Annotated in this window: 16 protein-coding genes; 10 read left to right on the forward strand and 6 right to left on the reverse strand. The window is 39.3% G+C overall.

All coding sequences use genetic code 11. The features are described from left to right. The first annotated feature begins 107 nt into the window (after positions 1 to 107). On the forward strand, positions 108 to 3608 hold the full coding sequence (locus BN985_RS18960; RefSeq protein ID WP_052360612.1) for a peptidoglycan-binding protein: 3501 nt from the start codon (positions 108 to 110) through the stop codon (positions 3606 to 3608). A 261-nt stretch (positions 3609 to 3869) separates the two neighbouring features. Then, entirely contained in the window at positions 3870 to 4949 is a 1080-nt protein-coding gene (locus tag BN985_RS05135; protein ID WP_042221500.1) for a glycosyltransferase family 4 protein, read from the forward strand. A gap of 119 nt (positions 4950 to 5068) precedes the next feature. Here the strand turns inward: BN985_RS05135 and BN985_RS05140 are convergent, their stop codons facing one another. Together BN985_RS05140 and tagD are read right to left on the reverse strand one after the other, a co-directional pair. Beyond that, the gene (locus BN985_RS05140) at positions 5069 to 6124 is read right to left on the reverse strand and encodes an LCP family protein (RefSeq protein WP_042221501.1); all 1056 of its coding nucleotides are present in this window, start codon (positions 6122 to 6124) and stop codon (positions 5069 to 5071) included. Positions 6125 to 6286: 162 nt separating this feature from the next. After that, a complete protein-coding gene (tagD, locus tag BN985_RS05145) occupies positions 6287 to 6688 on the reverse strand; it encodes a glycerol-3-phosphate cytidylyltransferase (protein ID WP_042221503.1) in 402 nt (133 codons plus the stop codon). Between the two features lie 327 nt (positions 6689 to 7015). On the opposite strand from tagD, the gene BN985_RS05150 reads away from it, so the two are divergent. The 4 genes from BN985_RS05150 (at position 7016) to BN985_RS05165 (ending at position 8269) form a co-directional block, all read left to right on the forward strand. After that, on the forward strand, positions 7016 to 7432 hold the full coding sequence (locus tag BN985_RS05150) for a hypothetical protein (protein WP_042221504.1): 417 nt from the start codon (positions 7016 to 7018) through the stop codon (positions 7430 to 7432). Between the two features lie 95 nt (positions 7433 to 7527). Then, entirely contained in the window at positions 7528 to 7752 is a 225-nt protein-coding gene (locus BN985_RS05155) for a DUF1659 domain-containing protein (protein ID WP_042221506.1), read from the forward strand. A gap of 37 nt (positions 7753 to 7789) precedes the next feature. Then, positions 7790 to 8008, forward strand: a complete 219-nt coding sequence (locus BN985_RS05160; protein ID WP_042221508.1) for a DUF2922 domain-containing protein — start codon at positions 7790 to 7792, stop codon at positions 8006 to 8008. Between the two features lie 123 nt (positions 8009 to 8131). Continuing rightward, positions 8132 to 8269: a YvrJ family protein gene (locus BN985_RS05165; protein ID WP_084157451.1), complete on the forward strand. Its 138-nt coding sequence runs from the start codon at positions 8132 to 8134 to the stop codon at positions 8267 to 8269. Between the two features lie 422 nt (positions 8270 to 8691). Here the strand turns inward: BN985_RS05165 and BN985_RS05170 are convergent, their stop codons facing one another. After that, positions 8692 to 9708, reverse strand: coding sequence for a nuclease-related domain-containing protein (locus BN985_RS05170; protein ID WP_198029969.1), 1017 nt, complete (start codon positions 9706 to 9708; stop codon positions 8692 to 8694). A gap of 453 nt (positions 9709 to 10161) precedes the next feature. Between BN985_RS05170 and BN985_RS05175 the strand changes: the two genes are divergently transcribed. The 4 genes from BN985_RS05175 (at position 10162) to BN985_RS05190 (ending at position 15413) form a co-directional block, all read left to right on the forward strand. Continuing rightward, positions 10162 to 11607, forward strand: a complete 1446-nt coding sequence (locus BN985_RS05175) for a PTS mannitol transporter subunit IICB (RefSeq protein ID WP_042221512.1) — start codon at positions 10162 to 10164, stop codon at positions 11605 to 11607. A gap of 71 nt (positions 11608 to 11678) precedes the next feature. After that, positions 11679 to 13799: a BglG family transcription antiterminator gene (locus tag BN985_RS05180; protein WP_232225534.1), complete on the forward strand. Its 2121-nt coding sequence runs from the start codon at positions 11679 to 11681 to the stop codon at positions 13797 to 13799. 15 nt (positions 13800 to 13814) lie between these two features. Further along, complete coding sequence (locus BN985_RS05185; RefSeq protein ID WP_042221513.1) at positions 13815 to 14252, forward strand: PTS sugar transporter subunit IIA; 438 nt, start codon at positions 13815 to 13817, stop codon at positions 14250 to 14252. Further along, complete coding sequence (locus BN985_RS05190) at positions 14253 to 15413, forward strand: mannitol-1-phosphate 5-dehydrogenase (RefSeq protein WP_042221515.1); 1161 nt, start codon at positions 14253 to 14255, stop codon at positions 15411 to 15413. Here the strand turns inward: BN985_RS05190 and BN985_RS18965 are convergent. The 3 genes from BN985_RS18965 to BN985_RS05205 all read right to left on the reverse strand — a co-directional run bounded on the left by BN985_RS18965 (position 15373) and on the right by BN985_RS05205 (position 17629). Beyond that, positions 15373 to 15738, reverse strand: coding sequence for a hypothetical protein (locus BN985_RS18965; RefSeq protein ID WP_156960077.1), 366 nt, complete (start codon positions 15736 to 15738; stop codon positions 15373 to 15375). The two genes, BN985_RS05190 and BN985_RS18965, sit on opposite strands and share 41 nt — an antisense overlap. Before the next feature lie 53 nt (positions 15739 to 15791). After that, positions 15792 to 16787, reverse strand: coding sequence for a LacI family DNA-binding transcriptional regulator (locus tag BN985_RS05200; RefSeq protein ID WP_042221519.1), 996 nt, complete (start codon positions 16785 to 16787; stop codon positions 15792 to 15794). A 68-nt stretch (positions 16788 to 16855) separates the two neighbouring features. After that, entirely contained in the window at positions 16856 to 17629 is a 774-nt protein-coding gene (locus BN985_RS05205; protein WP_042221521.1) for an alpha/beta hydrolase, read from the reverse strand. Positions 17630 to 17666 lie beyond the last annotated feature (37 nt).

Raw genomic sequence — 17666 nt, forward strand, 5'->3', positions numbered from 1 at the left:
GTTTATAGAGATTTCACTAAAATTTCCAAATACGTATTGAAATCCATGAGGCTTTAGTCGATACTAAACTAGTAAGACTAAATATATATTAAGGAGGTGAAACTAGAGTGAAGATAAGTAGATATACTATTCTAACCTTTTTACTTGTAATATCTCTTTTCCACTTTAGTCCACACACTACATATGCCAATGACGGTAGCGTTGAAAATGAAGCAACGAGTGAGGCTGAAGTAGAGGAAGATAATGGAAAGGAATCTATTGAAGAAAAAGAAGAGGAGAACCAGAGTACAGACGAGGTTGAAAAGGATCAAACGCTAAGTAAGAAAAGTAATGTGAACTTGAATGCTGTCAAGGAAGTTCCAACTTTGAAAAAAGGTGTCCATGATGAGAGGGTAATAAAGTTAAAAGAAAATTTATCTAAATTGGGCTTTGCTACTTTTGACTCTCCAAATGACTATTTTAGTGAAGCTACTGAAGATGCTGTAGAAGTCTTTCAAGAGTATTACGGACTATCTGTAACCGGGGTAGCAAATGAAACTACTCTACAGAAAATAGAAGAAATATTATCGAGTCCCTTTCAGAATGGAGAAAGACACGAAGGTACTATTAAGTTGAAGGAAAATCTGGCGATATTGGGATATCTAGCCTTTGATAATCCGACAACGTATTATGGTTCTGTTACAGAAGCTGGAGTTAAAGCATTCCAAGAAGCAAACTGGCTACCCGTTTCTGGGATTTACGAGCAGGTGACACGACAAACTGTCGAAGCTCAGGCAATGGGCCCTTTGAAGAAAGGAATGTACAGGGAAGACGCGATTGAACTGAAAGAGCAGCTCGTTCGCCTAGGATTTGCATCATTTAGTAACCCTAACACCTACTTTGGAAGTCAGACAGAGCGGGCTGTAGAGGACTTCCAGGAGTATTACAGTCTACCTATAACAGGACTGGCAGATGAGACCACACTAGGAAAGCTAGAAGAGGTATTAGCTAGTCCATTCCAAAAAGGGAAAAGACACGAAGACACCATTAAGATGAAAGAATACCTAGCAATTTTGGGTTATCTGGACTTTGGTAATCCTACAACATACTACGGATCTATTACAGAAGCTGGAGTTAAAGCATTCCAGAAAGAAAATGGCTTAGCAGAATCAGGGATCTATGAAGAGGTAACTCAGCAATATGTGGAAGCCCGGGCAACTGCTCCTTTAGAAAAAGGGATGTATCGAGAAGACGCTATTAAATTGAAAGAAGATTTAGTGCGTTTGCAATTTGCATCCTTCAGTAACCCTAACACCTATTTTGGGAGTCAGACAGAGCAAGCCGTTAAAGATTTTCAAACATATTATAGTCTACCTGTAACAGGTGTGGCAGACAATCCGACGTTAGAAAAAATCGAAAAAGTCCTATCCAGTCCTTTTCAAAAAGGAAAAAGGCATCAAGAAACGATCAAGATGAAGGAAAATCTCGCTATCTTAGGTTATTTAAGTTTCGATAACCCTACCACTTATTTTGGTTCCGTTACCGAAGCCGGAGTTAAAGCATTTCAAGAGGCAAACGGCCTACCTGTAACGGGGATATACGAAGAGGTAACCAGGCAACAAGTCGAAGCCCAAGCAACTGCTCCGTTGAAAAAAGGTATGTACCGGGAAGATGCTATCGAACTTAAAGAAAACTTAGTGCATCTAGGTTTTGCATTCTTTAGTAATCCGAACACTTATTTTGGAAGCCAGACAGAGCAAGCCGTAGAAAACTTCCAAGATTATTATAGTTTACCTGTAACAGGTGTAGCAGATAAATCAACAATAGGGAAAATTGAAGAGCTTTTAGCTAGTCCGTTTCAAAAAGGGAAACGTCACGAAGGAACTATCAAAATGAAGGAAGACCTAGCGATACTAGGATACTTAAGTTTTGATAATCCCACTACATTATTTGGGTCGGTAACGGAGGCAGCTGTAATTGCCTTCCAAGAAGCCAACGGCCTACCGATATCCGGTATTTATGAAGAAGTTACTCGTCAAGAAGTGGAGGCTCAAGCAACAGGGCCACTTAAGAAGGGAATGTACCGGGAAGACGCTATAGAATTGAAAGAGAAGTTAGTTCGTTTAGGATTTGCTTCGTTTAGTAATCCGAACATTTACTTTGGAAGTCAAACAGAACGGGCAGTTGAAGACTTTCAAGCTTATTATAGCTTGTCTGTAACAGGTATAGTAGAAGAGAGCACCATAGAAAAAATAGAAGAGATCTTGTCAAGTCCCTTTCAAAATGGTGAAAGGCATGAAATGACAATTGGAATGAAAGAAGACCTTGAAAGGTTAGGCTTTGTAAGCTTTGATAATCCGACTACATTTTATGGATCTTCAACTGAAGCGGGAGTAAAAGCGTTCCAAGAACACTTTGATTTACCAGTTTCAGGAATTGCAGAACCAAACACTTTTGCAAAAATAGAAGAAATTCTTTCATCTCCATTCCAAAAAGGAAAGAGTCATCAAGATACAATAAAAATAAAAGAAAATTTAGTGAAGTTAGGTATTTCTTCCTTTGTTAATCCAAATGAATATTATGGACCAAAAACAGAAGAAGGAATAAAAGAGTTTCAAGAACTTTACGAGCTGCCAGTTAGTGGGATAGCCGATGTGGTTACGGTAGAGGCGCTAGAGCTAGCCGCAAATTCCTCCAAAAAGACGACGTACGATCTTACACTTGAAGAAGCAGTAGAAATGCAAATGGCAGCCAAGGCAAAAACAGATAAAAAGTATGCTTATGTCTCTGCTAGCTTTATCGAAAATGGTGAAGTAACAGCAAATCTTTTAAACGTTAGGTCTGGACCAGGAACTTCTAATAGTATTGTTGGAAGTCTACCAAAAGGTACTAAAGTTAATATTAAAAGTGATTTAGATGGTTGGTATCAGATAGATTTTAATCACGGTGATTGGGTGATTGCCAGTCAAAAAGATGTAAAGTATTATCTTGACCCCAATAATTTCCTTGATCATAAGGAACAAAGGTTCCAATTTTTAGATCTGGGGAGAACAACTGGTATCACGCTAGAAACCCTGAACAGTTATCTTAATGGTAAAGGAATTCTCGAAAACATGGGTACAGCATTTATGGATGCGAGTAGGACACATGGTGTAAACGAAATCTATTTATTATCCCATGCACTATTAGAGACAGGACATGGTACTTCAGAGTTAGCTACAGGGATAGAAGTTGGAAAGAACGGTAAAGAAGAACCCGTTCTTGTAACAAAATACAACCGAGATAGTTTAACGGATATTGAAATGGTCTATAATATGTTTGGTATTGGTGCATATGATAACACAGCTAGAGAAGATGGTGCTAAAACAGCGTATAGAAATGGCTGGACAACTCCCTACAAGGCTATAGTCGGTGGAGCTAGTTTTATAGGTAATAATTATGTAAAAGCTGGCCAAAATACGCTATATAAAATGCGTTGGAACCCTAATGCTATGGACAACTTAGGTTATGCGAGTCATCAATACGCAACAGATATAGGTTGGGCAAGTAAGCAAATTTATACGATGTATAATCTTTATCAAGATATTGGCATTACAAATGTACTTTTAGATATACCTGAATATAAATAAAAGAATAGTTTAAGCAGTTTGGAAAAAGATGAACTGAGGGAATTAAGCATATAAATGATTCCACTCGGTTCATTTTTTTGTCATTAAAACTTACAATTTATAATCCCGTTATGGATCAAGGGATTCAATCTCAGGTAAATAAACTTATTTCACTACTTTAGTATTATATTGCATCTATCATTAGGTACTGTACTTTTTAAAGGGATATGTTAAAATATACTAGACTTTGTCAAATTACTAGATATATAAGTAGGTGGACGTATGTGGAATATAACAGAATTAGTTCTTGCCTTTATTATATCCTGTGTAACGACATTACTTGTTACACCGATTCTTATTAAACTTGTAACTAGATTAAAATTAATAGATATACCTGATGACAGAAAAAAGCATGCTACACCAATCCCAAGCCTTGGTGGTCTGGCAATCTTCATTGGAGCTGCAGCGGGTTTCATTTACTTGCAACCTGTTTCTTCTCAAATGACTGCAATTGTGGTTGGAGCGATTATTATTTTAGTGACAGGCATACTTGATGATATTTTTGCCATCAGGGCATTATACAAGCTTGCAGGTCAGATCGCTGCTGCAAGTGTTGTGGTGTCTTCTGGGCTTGTGATAGAAAAATTAACAGTACCGTTTATGGGGACAGTCTATTTTAATGATTTTGTGGGGATTGTCCTTACGATCTTTTGGATTGTTGCAGCTTCGAACGCAATTAATCTTATTGATGGCCTAGATGGGCTAGCAGCTGGTGTTTCTGCGATAGGGCTATCTAGTATTCTTGTGATGGCAGTTCTTGATTACAGAATTGTTGTTGTTTATCTATGTACGATACTTATTGGAAGCTGTATCGGCTTTTTGTACCACAATTTTTACCCAGCCAAAATATTTATGGGGGATACGGGTGCTTTGTTTTTAGGGTATTCTATCGCCATTGTAGCCATGCTCGGGTTATTTAAAAACGTAGCGTTCTTTAGCTTTATTGTGCCGATCATTGTCATTGCTGTTCCGGTATTTGATACGATCCTTGCCATCATTCGCCGGACAATGAATAATCAAGGAATTGCAACGGCTGATAACAAGCATATTCACTATCAATTGATGGAAATGGGTTATTCACATCGCGGGGCTGTTTTAATTATTTATGCTTTTAGTCTTTTCTTTGGCTGTATGGCAATTATTTTTAACAGTGCAACATTACTATCATCTCTTTTAACATTCGTGGTGATCGTTTTAGGAATTCAATTAATTGCTGAATTAGCTGGTATGACTTATCATAACCGTCAGCCTATCCTTGATAGCTTTAAGAGGATCATGGGAATTGAGAAGTTAACGAAGTAACTGAGGGAAATAAATAACAGGCATTCGCTATAAATTGGCGGATGCCTGTTTCTTTACATAATCATAACTCAAACAAAAAACTGCCAATCATGATAAGATTAGCAGTTTTTTAAATTGGTTTAGTTTAAGTCTGAGGAAGTACTAGCTTCCGAACTTTGTGAAGTGCCGCTCTGGTCAACGGTAGAACTAGGATTAGCAATTTCTAGGTGCTGTTGCAATAGTGTTTTTGTCTGTTCTAATGCTGTCTGATCTAATTGCCAGTAGTACGTGTTTGAAGGTTGATAGTCATAACCTTCTAAAGTAAGTGCTTCAATGTCTAGGTTTGATCCACTTGTACCGTATGAGATAAAGCTTTTCATATGATCAAAGCTCATATTTGTCGTCATGTTTTCACCAACAGCCTCAATTACTTCATCATACTTTAAGACAGATCCAGCAGATGCAGCTTTTTTAACAACAGCTTTGATAAGGTCTTGTTGTCTTTTCCCGCGTTCGATGTCATTATCCAGCTTTCTTGTACGTGCTAAAGCTAATGCTTCTTCTCCGTCCAAATCCTGCTCTCCAGGCATTAAATGAATAGAGTCTTTTTTGTCCATGGAATTGGATTCTTTGAATTCATATGGAACTTCAGCCGTTACACCGCCCAAAGCATCTACTACATCGACAAATGCATGGAAGTTGACCTTGACATAATAATCGATTGGAATATCGAGTAGATTTTCAACCGTTTCAATGGATGCTTGTGGACCGCCATAAGCATGAGCGTGATTTATTTTTGTTTCGTACCCGACTTCAGGAATATAAACATAGGAATCACGAGGTATGCTCAGTAACTTAACACTTTTATCATCTTTATTTAAGGTTGCAACCATTAGCGCATCAGTACGGGAACTTCCTTCATTAGATCTGTGGTCATTCTCGTCCACACCCATTATAAGGACAGACACATTATCAATATTGGGGTCAACCTTAGTCTCTCGTAAATCTGATTTTTCTCTTCCATCATCTTGATAAGAATCAGAAAATACGGAGTCTGCCTTCGTATACAGATAGGTGAAATAACTGACTCCTAGAACGATCAACAGAGCAGGTATTAATATAAAATAAGCTCTTTTACGGAGCCTTTTTTTGCGTCTTCTTTTAACCACACGAGTTCGTGTTTGTTTATTATCCATTTTGTGTTGTTCTCCTTTGATTTCTAACTAATTAATAGAGCTTATTTATAAAATAGAAACCATTTCTATTTTACTATGAAACAACTTATTCGTAAATGTATTTTTATATTCCGCTGAGACATCTTTCCTAATAATATATGAGACGAATGAATCAGAAAAAGGTTACAACTTATTATTCTTAAACCTTAGGTCAGATTTAATTTTGGTGGTGGATATCCCTGTAGTTCTTGGAAGGTAGACGACTTCACAATAAGATTTTAAATAATCAAATTTTCCTTGCCAATCACTACCCATCACAAAAGTATCTATAGAATGCTTTTTGATATCTTTTACTTTTTGTTCCCATGAATTTTCAGATATTACCATATCAACATACCTGATAGATTCCAATATAGCTTTTCGTTCAATAAAGGTGTAATATGCCTGTTTGTTTTTAATCTTATTAAAATGATCTGTAGATATTCCTACTACAAGATAATCACCTAATTCCCTAGCTTGTCTTAAAATGTTGATATGGCCAGGGTGGAGTAAATCAAAAGTTCCGTATGTGATTACTCTTTTCAATGGCAATCCCCTCCGTAAATACTACTTAAACCTATCATATCATATATTAGGCGTTATCATTAAAACGGGTAGTGAAAAAGCAGTATTTACGTAACTTAAAAGCAACACCACCTGAAAATGAGTAATGTACAAATTCACTCGGCGCCCCTTGCAGAGCCACAATTTTGTCTATATTGGAAGCAACTAATTCCATATACCTACACTTTTCTACCTCAAGTTGCATAATAAGAAGGAAAATTCAGTAATATTTACTCTTATCAAACCGAATTCCATCCCCTATAATGAAATGGAACTAATCAATGTATACTTTTTTGATGGGGTGTAAACATGAGTTCTCTTATCGTAATTAATAGACAAATCTCCAAGACAGAAGAAACACTGTATCGTGTGGAACAACAATTAAGTGCAAAGCGAGATGAATTAGAGGATTTAGCTTTAGGTCTTACACATTTATATGACTATATGGAAGAATACAAGCAAATACAATCCCCTCAATATATTCCCAAAAAACATAGCAACATATGCAAAAAGAAGCAGGAGGAGATTTTTCAATCTCTTAATATAGCGGAACTTCCTGCTACTGATTCTCCTATTTATAATGACCAACTAGTTAAAACCATCCGTGAGTTAAAAGCTAGAATTCGTGAAGAAAAGCAGACCTTAGTCAGGTTGAAAAAAGTGATTGTGACACATGAAAATGAGCTCCATTATCTGAGATTTGAACGAAAAAGAAAATTATCATAGTAAAACATCTTCTTATCGAAGGTGTTTTTTTGTTGCTGCTTTTGCCCCCTCCACGTTCAGTACCTCGATTATAGAGGTGAAGGGAGGTGACACACATGGCAGTAGCAGAATTAATGAGTTCCACGTTGCGACTTGTCTTCAATCATGGCATTGACCCAGAAACAGGTAACCCATCTTACAAGACAAAAAGCTTCACCAATGTAAAAGCATCAGCGACCGCTGACCAACTTTATGCCATTGCAAAAGCAGTGGAAGGGTTACAAGAGCTACCACTTTATAACATTGAGCGTAACGACAGCTCTGACATCATTGAAGAATAAGAAGTTAAACATTATAAAATAGAAAGGAGGGAAATTCATGAAAAAGCTTGAGCTTAAATTCACTAACTTTGATGGTAAAACGGTTACCTACTCACTAGACCAACCAGTAGAACCAGTTGACCCAGTGACAGTCAATGCAGCAATGGACGAAATCATCGCTCAAAACGCGTTCACTTCTAGAGGTGGTGACATTGTTTCCAAGAAAAGTGCCCGCGTCGTTGACCGCACAGTAGAAGAAATCGATCTCGGACTATAACAACATTGGGAGCAGACCAGTGGCCATGCCTCTGGTCTGTTTTTCAGGTTAAGGAGTGCGAAGAACAGAAACATTTTGCTAAGAGAGGAGAGTCAAATAGTAATTTAGGATAGGAGGTTTAAAATGGAGACATGGATTCCTTTTCTGACAGAAGTCGGTTTTCCCATTGCAGTCACCTTTTATTTGCTGCATCGCATTGAAGGGAAACTAAACCTGCTCATCGATTCGATTCATGGATTACCAGGTAAACTGAAGGAATGAACGAAGCCGGAACTTCTTTTAGAGGAGTTCCGGTTTTTTAGTTGGGGAGGGGGACTGCCAAATGGAAGTAGTACGACTACTGATTGCTGTGGGTACATTCAACCAAGAGGCGTAGCGAATCGAACAATGTGTGTAGCGAATCAACCAAGACGTGGAGAGAATCGACCGAGTTGGATAGGGAATCAACCAAGATGTAAGAGAATCGACCGAGTTGGACAGGGAATCAGCCAAGATGTAGAGAGAATCGACCGAGTTGGATAGGGAATCAACCAAGATGTAGAGAGAATCGACCGAGTTGGATAGGGAATCAGCCAAGATGTAGAGAGAATCGACCGAGTTGGAGAGAGAATCAGCCAACATGGTGAGAGAATCAACCAACATGCCGGATCAATCAACCTTGTCCAAACTTAATTTCTGTAATTTTATAAAAATATATGGTTACTAGTAAATGGAATGCCATTATCTTGCGGATAAGACTCAATGGGAGGGGCAAAATACTTTCTGGCCCTGTTATCACCAGTGTACTTTAAATTCATGCCTTTTATAAGAAGGTAAGCGGATCTTGGAGAGGAGATATTTAATAATTGTCGGCATTCCATGTTGGTAATTGTATTCTTAAACAGTAGAAAGTAATCCAAGATAATCTGCCTATGTGCAGAGGTAGAGTTTCTCTTACAGCCTGGGCAAATCCACTTGTTTTTTCGCTTATGCATTACAACGTCAGTACACTTCTCGCAAGGTACACCGCTAATTAGGAAGTCAGGGGGGATTTTGTAATACTCCATCAGGTTTGGGGTGAAAGGCTGGTGGTGGGAAAGCAGTAATTTGTATAATTTGTTTTGTGAAGAATAGTTTAATCTATTTTCTGAATATCCTTTAAAAATTCTTTCAAGATGAAAGTGAATGCTCTCTGAGTGAATGAATTGATTATAAATCTGGGGATCTTCTTGAATATTGTGAATAGAAGTTGCGGGGTTACTCGATATAACTAGAGTATCTATTGGCAGATTCAAAGAAAAGTTTTGCAGCCAGTATGCAAGGTTCCTCTTTTGTGTGTTTGCCTGTTGAATAGGATCTTTATAAACCGTCTTTTTCCCATCGGCATTTTGAGTAAACTGTTTTTGAAGTGAGTCATAACGCAGTTCTCCTTTAAAATTCTTGATTTCTAATATAACTAGATTGTAGGGAGTGATAAGGAGTGTATCTATTTGAAAGTAGTTATTATGGTTTTTCAAACGAAGATCTTTAATTATGAAAATCTTTTCTTCTCGAAAATTCGATAACGTGTAGTCAACTCTTTTCTCCCCTAAATATCCCGCATAGTACTTCCTATAATCTTGAAGAAAAACTTCGTTATCTTTGTACTCCTTTTTTAATTTTCGGTATAAGGCCTCATACGCTAAGAGCTGATAGGACTTCAAGCGTGGTTTACTAATCAAATTTATCCCGCCTTTCTTTATAAGTATTAAGTTCTCTATATTGTAGCAAATCCCTTCCATTTTCGAGTTGTTTTTTATGTATATCTTTTTTAAAAAGACCAACATGTGGAGATAATCAATCATGTTAGTGTGGAAATCAACCAAGTAGGAGTGGGAATCGACCAACATGGTGAGATAATCAACCAAGATGCGTAGCGAATCAACCAACGTGTGTAACGAATCAACCAAGACGTGGAGAGAATCGACCAACATAGTGAGTGAATCACCAATTAGCTTCGCTAGCTCCTAACTAAAAACCCCGCCCACACCCTACTTCCACAAATCATGTCAACATGTCTTTTGCCAAAGTTGTATTTAGATTACGTTGTACTGCTTAAAATAGGGGAATAGAATAAAGGTAGTAGAATGTTTTCATTTATTTATTCATTATAATTTGAGAGAGGGGAAACGAAAATGGCAGAAAAGAAAGGTTTTCGCGCCAAGGTACAACGCTTTGGCAGTTACTTAAGCGGCATGATCATGCCAAATATCGGCGCATTTATTGCGTGGGGGATTATCACGGCTCTGTTTATTCCAGATGGCTATTTCCCAAATGAAAGTCTTGCGGCAATGGTTGACCCAATGATTAAATACTTACTACCACTATTGATTGGTTTTACTGGTGGACGAATGGTCTACGATCTACGTGGTGGGGTTGTAGGGGCAACTGCAACAATGGGAGTTATCGTTGGTGCAGGCATTCCAATGTTCCTTGGCGCAATGGTAATGGGACCACTTGCTGGTTACATTATGAAGAAGTTTGATGAAGTGTTTAAAGATAAAGTGAAATCCGGATTTGAAATGCTTTATAATAACTTCTCTTCTGGTATTATCGGAGCGATTCTTGCGATACTCGCTGCATTAGCAATCGGTCCTGTTGTAGAAGGTTTGAACAAAGGCCTTGCTACTGGTGTAGAAGCAATTATCGGTGCAGGTTTACTACCATTAGCAAGTATTATTATTGAGCCAGCAAAAATTCTATTCTTAAACAATGCGATCAACCATGGTATCTTAAGCCCAATTGGGGTCGAACAAGCAGCAAATGCTGGAAAATCAATCCTATTTCTATTGGAAGCAAATCCAGGACCAGGTCTTGGTATCTTGCTAGCATTCACTTTCTTTGGAAAAGGTGCATCAAAGGCATCTGCTCCAGGCGCAGCACTAATCCAATTTGTTGGTGGTATTCATGAAATTTACTTCCCATACATCCTAATGAAGCCAATGTTGCTTCTTGCAGTAATCGGTGGGGGTATGAGTGGTGTGTTCACACTATCTTTATTTGATGCAGGACTTAGAGCTGCAGCTTCACCAGGAAGTATTTTTGCAGTCTATGCGATGGCTACACCAGATAGCTATCTAGGTGTAACACTTGGTGTACTTGTAGCAGCAGTTGTTTCCTTCTTAATTGCTTCAGTAATCTTGAAAACAAGCAAATCAGAAGCCGACCTAGCAGAAGCTACTGGCCAAATGGAAGCTATGAAAGGGAAGAAAAGCTCTGTTGCTGGAACACTAAACGCCGGTGAAACTGCTGAGGCAGATGCATTGAACCAAACGCCAGTCAATACAGAAAAAGAAGCAGCGGAGGTTGATAAGGTTATCTTTGCCTGTGATGCAGGAATGGGTTCAAGTGCAATGGGTGCTTCTTTATTGAAGAATAAATTCAAAAAAGCAGACATCGACATTTATGTCAATAACCATGCAATTAATGAAATCCCAGATGATGCAGATGTGGTCATTACACATAAAGATCTAACAGAGCGTGCAATGACTAAAATTCCATCAGCTGAGCATATTTCAGTTGAAAACTTCTTGAACAGTCCAAAGTATGATGAACTGGTAGAAAGATTAAAAAAGCAGTAAGATAAAAGCAGGGCAGGGGGCGACTCCTTGCCCTCTTATGCATTTTAATGTTAAACACAATAACAAGGGAGGTGAATGGCTTGTATATCACAGCACGAGTTCGGAAAATGCTTCAAGTACTGCTTCAGGCATATGAAGGTATAACAGTGAAGGAAATTGCAGCGACACTCGATGTTAGTGAGCGGACCATTCACCGAGACCTTAAAGAACTAGAGGATTTGGCAAAGGAATTTCAGCTGAATTTAGTAAAGCGTGCAGGTGTAGGGCTTTCACTTGAAGGGAAAAAGGAAGATAAAGACCGGCTAAACCGGGAGCTTGTACAGACAGCGGAGCTTGATCTTTCTTCAGATGAAAGGCAGGCCGTCATCCTGTCGATTTTGTTTGAAGCACAAGAGCCGATTAAGCTATATGCACTAAGCAGTGAATTACGCGTCACCACTGCCACAGTTAGAAATGACCTTGACCAACTTGAGGTTGAACTAGAAAGGTATAACCTACAGCTTATTCGAAAAAGAGGGTCAGGTGTTCAAATAACAGGTAAAGAAGCCAACAAGCGTGCTGCGATTAGTAATCTAATTTCCCAGTACGTAGAGCCTTATGATTTTATTAGCTTAATCAAACAAAACATCCAGAAAAAGTCGGCCATTCAGACAGATAAGATTTCAAATAGACTACTTGGCCTTGTAGATCCAGATAAACTGCATGCTATTGAAGGAAGAGTAGAACAGGCGAGACATGAGTTGCCTAATGATCTGGCAGATAGTGCCTATGTCGGGTTGGTTGTCCACCTTGCTTTGGCGATGGAACGACTGAACCGAGGAGAAAAGATTCGTTTTGACCCAACATCATGGAAGCAACTTCAAGGTACAAGGGAATTTGCAATTGCGAAAAAGATGCTTTTAGACTTAGAAGTCTCATTAAATATGGACATACCAGAGGACGAGATTGGCTATATTACCATGCATCTATTAGGTGCCAAGCTTCGCGCCGACCAGAATTACCTAATTGAAGATACGAGTATGGATATTGCCTATAAAGCAAAAGCTCTTATTGACCATGTTGGCAACCAGTTGGATGTAGATCTAACGAAAAATGCAGTGATGCTAAATGATTTAGTGGCACACTTAAAGCCGACGATGTATCGATTGAAGCAAGAAATGAATATTAAAAATCCGTTACTAAAAGAAATAATGGATGACTATCGAGATCTATTTGACGTTGTGCGGGCAGGTGTACTGGAGGTATTCCCTGACACTCCCTTCCCAGATGATGAAATAGGCTATTTGGTTCTTCATTTTGCAGCAATCCTGTTGCATGATGATACCAAAACGGACTTGCAGGCATTAGTTATTTGTTCAAGTGGAATTGGGACGGCAAAGATGCTTGCTACAACCTTGCAGCAACGCATACCTGAAATTAGACATGTAGACAATAAATCCATGTTCGATCTTCAGGATATGCCGGTAGGTGGATATGATATAATCGTTTCAACCATTCCGCTTCAGGGATTTGAGGGAGAATACGTCCTTGCTTCACCCATCCTGACAAAGCAAGAAGTACATCGCATTAAAAAAGCAATACGACAAAAAAAGCTTACTGTTAGCTCGAAGCAACGAAAAAGGCAAGAGCAGGACGTAAAAACATCGAGCGCTTCAGCTGAGACATTTACCGGGAAACTCCGAAAAGTGGAGGTTTATTCACGGGTTATGTTACAGATCTTGGATCATTTTTCGGTAAAGAAAATAACGAATGAGCGAACAACAAAAGATATGCTGCACATCGTCTGCACGGAATTGGCACAAGAGGGGTTACTTTCAGAGCCAGATTATGTTTTTCAAAAGTTAGTTGAAAGAGAAAAACTAAGTGGTCTTGGTATACCAGACACAACACTTGGACTATATCACACCAGGTCCAATGGTGTGAACAGACCGAGCTTTACAATCCATCATCTTGAACATGCCGTTACCATAAAGGGGATGGATGATCAAGAAATGCAAATGACGACCATCCTGCTTATGTTAGCACCAGAAGCAGCAGAACAGGAGACCTTGGAGGTCATGAGCCTGTTAAGTGGTTTGATCATCCAAGGTAGGGAACGGATTCAGTTATTTGAGTCCGGGGAGGAAGCAGCGATAAAGCAGCTTTTTATAGAGGAATTTCAAAATTTACTACACAAAAATAATTTATTATAAGGAGTGCATCAAGCTATGGCAAAAGAAGTATTAAGCAAAGACAATATTAAACGTAATGTATCAGTAAACAGTAAAGAAGAGGCAATTCGTTACACAGGTGGCATTTTAGTAGATAACGGCTATGTAGAATCATCTTATGTTGATAAAATGTTAGAGCGTGAAGAGCTGACATCAACATTTATGGGGAATAACGTTGCCATCCCTCATGGTACGGAAGATGCAAAAGGCATGGTTACAGAAACAGGTCTTTCTGTTGTAACAGTACCAGAAGGCATTGATTTTGGTGATGGAAATATCGTTAAAGTTCTTATCGGTATTGCTGGAAAAGGTGATGAGCATTTGGAGGTACTTTCTAAAATTGCGATTGTTCTTTCAGAAGAGGAAAACATTCAAACCATTCTTGACGCTGAATCAGAAGATGACATCATTCGCATTTTCAGTGAGGTGAACTAAATGCAAGCCGTACATTTCGGAGCAGGGAATATTGGGCGCGGTTTTATTGGCGCTCTCCTTTATCAAGCAGGCTATCACACTACATTTGTCGATGTGAATGACCAAGTCATTCAGGAACTAAACAGTAAACAGCAGTATAATGTTATTTTGGCAGCAGAAAACAAAGAGCAGCTGACTGTGAAAAATGTTTCTGGGCTAAACAGTATGCAGGATCCAGAAAGTGTTGTTGCTGCTATTGAAAAGGCTGATATTGTCACAACTGCAGTTGGGCCAAATATCTTGCCAATTATCGCAGAGTTAATTGCCAAAGGTGTAAGGGCACGACTAGCTTCCAATCCAACAGAACTGAATGTCATTGCATGTGAAAACATGGTTGGTGGAAGCACGCTTTTAAAAGAAAAAGTAATGGAGCATGTGCCAGCGGACGAGCAAGAAAAAATCTCTCAGCTAGTAGGTTTTCCTGATGCTGCTGTGGATCGTATTGTACCGAACCAGGTTAATGAGGATCTGCTTGAAGTATCTGTGGAGCCATATTATGAGTGGGTTGTGGATCGTTCGATGATTAAAGGTGAAACACCAAACATTGATGGCATCACATTTGTAGAGGATTTAACTCCATACATCGAGCGCAAATTGTTCACTGTAAACACTGGACATGCTGTTCCGGCTTATATCGGTCATTACATGGGCTACAATACCATTAATGAAGCGATGCACGATGAAAAAGTGTTAAATATCCTTAGCGGTACATTAAACGAGTCTGGTGAAGCGTTAATTCAGACTTACGGTTTTGATAGAGATGAGCATCAGACATACATTAAGAAAATAATTGGTCGTTTCCAAAACCCGTATATCTCCGATGAAGTAACACGTGTTGCTCGTGGTCCGATTCGTAAGCTTGGTGCTAAAGACCGTCTTATTCGCCCAGCTAGCGTGTACTTCGAAACAACAGGCAAAGAACCGGTATTCCTAGCAAAAACAATTGCAGCTGCACTTTCATATAAATTTGATGAAGATGCTGAAGCGGCAGAATTGCAAGAGAAAATTGAACAGCAAGGCTATGAAAAAACATTAGAAGAGGTTGCTGGCTTAGAAGCAGGTAGTCCTTTGGTGGAAAGTATCATGAAGCAGCTAGAAGAAATGAAACAGTTAAAAGCATAAATTTATATAGATACAAAAAGCTCCTCGTTGGTGAGGAGCTTTTTGTTTTAGGATCCAGTCGAACCAAGACGGGAAGCGAATCAACCAAGTCAGGTCTCGAATCAACCAAGATGGCAATCGAATCAACCAAGATGGCAATCGAATCAACCAAGTCGGGAGTCGAATCAACCAAGTCGGGAGTCGAATCAACCAAGTCAGGAGTCGAATCAACCAAGATGGGAGTCGAATCGACCAAGTCAGGCCTCGAATCGACCAAGTCAGGCCTCGAATCAACCAAGATGAGACTCAAATCAACCACACCGTCAACCCGCGTATGGCGCCCCACAACCGCGCACCCCATAAAAAAAGCTCTAACCGCAAGGCCAGAGCTTCCCTAATCTATTCTCTCACATGTTTCACAGACTCACGCTCTACAAGCTCTGTTGATAGCTTGTAATGATGATCGGTTTTTTCGCCGCCTAACAGCTGGAATATAAGGTGGGCAGCAAGAGCGCCGACCTCATATTTGGGCTGTTTAATGGTTGTTAGCGGTGGGGAGACATATTCAGCTAATTGTATATCATCATAGCCAATGATAGAAATATCATCTGGGATGCTGATATTGTTTTCTTTAAAGGCCTGAAGTCCCCCGACTGCCATCTCATCATTCGCATAAAAAATAGCCTGGGGAAGGTTGCGTTGTGCAATGAGCAGTTTGGTTGCCCGGTAACCGCCCTCCCGTGTGAAATCACTGGCGATATCCCATTTAGATTGGTAGGTAATATTGTAATTTTCTAATGCTTTTCGATATCCTTCATACCGTTGTACGTTATCTTGAGAGGCCGCTGGACCGCTAATAAAAGCAATTTGCTTATGGCCATGATTGATTAGATATTCTGTAGCGTGATAACCTCCATGTATATTATCCACTTCTACATGATAGACCGAATCATCTTCAAGGTACCTATCGAGTACAACGAGTGGAGAGCCGTGCCGCGCCGCATCCAGGGTGATGGCGTCACTAATATTGTGGGCAAGAATAATGGCCCCATCCACGCGTTTTTCTGTGAGGAATTTTACAGCAGTCGATTGTGGGCCACCAATCGAACTACAAGCAATTAGATCATATCCATTAGCAGATGTGACATCCTGCACCCCTTGAATCAGATCTGAATAGAAGGGTCCAGAAAGGTCGCTCAAAAGCAGTGCGATGGTGTTTGTCTTTGTTCTTTTCAGATCAGATGCAAAGCCATTTTTTTTATAGTTTAAGGCTTTCGCCGCTTCTTCTACTTTTTTCTTTGTTGCCATACTAATTCTCGGACTGTTATTTAAGGCGTAGGAAACAGTGGATATTGCGACCCCAGCACGTTTTGCTACATCTTTTATAGTTGCCATGTCATTTTCCTCCAAGGATTGATTACTAATAGCTTATCATATATTATATGCTAGGAATTACCTGAATTTTACCGGATAGGGAGCCATTTCAATATGTCTTGAATCTTATCATCCCAATACTCCCAATTATGGTCTCCAGGTCCAAAATCATACGTATAGTCAAGGTACGTTTCTTTGCATATACGATGAAAACGTAAATTATGTTCATATAAAAAATCTTCCGTACCACAAGATTGGTAAATTTTTGGTTTCTCACTGGATGATTCATTTAACCGTTCCAGCTTGTGAATTAAATCATTTTCAGTTTTACTTACATCCTTATCACCAAAAACAAGTTCGAGCGACCGCTTTTTATCACCAGGTTCGTTACGCACATTTGCTAAATGATAAACCATATCGGTAACACCAGACATGCTAGCTACTGCAGCAAAGCGTTCGGGGAAATTCAATGCCCACTTCAATGCTCCAAATCCGCCCATTGAATGACCTGCTACAAAGTTGTCCTCTCGTTTTTCTGAAAGGGGGAAGAAAGATCTCGCAGCGGCTGGTAGCTCTTCCGTTAAAAATGTCCAATACTTTCCACCATGTGCCATATCTGTATAATAGCTGTTATCAACCCCTGGCATTACGATGGCAAGTCCTGAATCTGCAGCATATCGCTCAATCGATGTTGTTCTAATGTATGCTGTGTGGTTGTCACTAAAACCATGTAAAAGAAAGAGAGTCGGGTATTTCTTGTTTGCGGTGTTGCCGTCCTTGTAAGAGGGTTGTGGTAAGATCACATTCATGGAAACAGATCGTGATAAAACTTCTGAAGAAAATTCACATTGAAAAAGTGCCATTTTTATATTCCTTTCTATTTGTGATTAAAGAAGAAGG

The organism is Oceanobacillus manasiensis (assembly GCF_000724085.1).
In the GTDB taxonomy this organism is placed as follows: Bacteria; Bacillota; Bacilli; order Bacillales; family Amphibacillaceae; genus Oceanobacillus_B; species Oceanobacillus_B manasiensis.

What these genes read in the sequence shown, in the direction of transcription:
- BN985_RS05175 (WP_042221512.1), top strand. Translation starts at nt 10,162, where the DNA reads ATGGCAGAAAAGAAAGGTTTTCGCGCCAAGGTACAACGCTTTGGCAGT.
- BN985_RS05150 (WP_042221504.1), top strand. Translation starts at nt 7,016, where the DNA reads ATGAGTTCTCTTATCGTAATTAATAGACAAATCTCCAAGACAGAAGAA.
- BN985_RS05155 (WP_042221506.1), top strand. Translation starts at nt 7,528, where the DNA reads ATGGCAGTAGCAGAATTAATGAGTTCCACGTTGCGACTTGTCTTCAAT.
- BN985_RS05200 (WP_042221519.1), bottom strand. Translation starts at nt 16,787, where the DNA reads ATGGCAACTATAAAAGATGTAGCAAAACGTGCTGGGGTCGCAATATCC.
- BN985_RS05190 (WP_042221515.1), top strand. Translation starts at nt 14,253, where the DNA reads ATGCAAGCCGTACATTTCGGAGCAGGGAATATTGGGCGCGGTTTTATT.
- BN985_RS05205 (WP_042221521.1), bottom strand. Translation starts at nt 17,629, where the DNA reads ATGGCACTTTTTCAATGTGAATTTTCTTCAGAAGTTTTATCACGATCT.
- BN985_RS05140 (WP_042221501.1), bottom strand. Translation starts at nt 6,124, where the DNA reads ATGGATAATAAACAAACACGAACTCGTGTGGTTAAAAGAAGACGCAAA.
- BN985_RS05185 (WP_042221513.1), top strand. Translation starts at nt 13,815, where the DNA reads ATGGCAAAAGAAGTATTAAGCAAAGACAATATTAAACGTAATGTATCA.
- BN985_RS05165 (WP_084157451.1), top strand. Translation starts at nt 8,132, where the DNA reads ATGGAGACATGGATTCCTTTTCTGACAGAAGTCGGTTTTCCCATTGCA.
- BN985_RS05160 (WP_042221508.1), top strand. Translation starts at nt 7,790, where the DNA reads ATGAAAAAGCTTGAGCTTAAATTCACTAACTTTGATGGTAAAACGGTT.
- BN985_RS05135 (WP_042221500.1), top strand. Translation starts at nt 3,870, where the DNA reads ATGTGGAATATAACAGAATTAGTTCTTGCCTTTATTATATCCTGTGTA.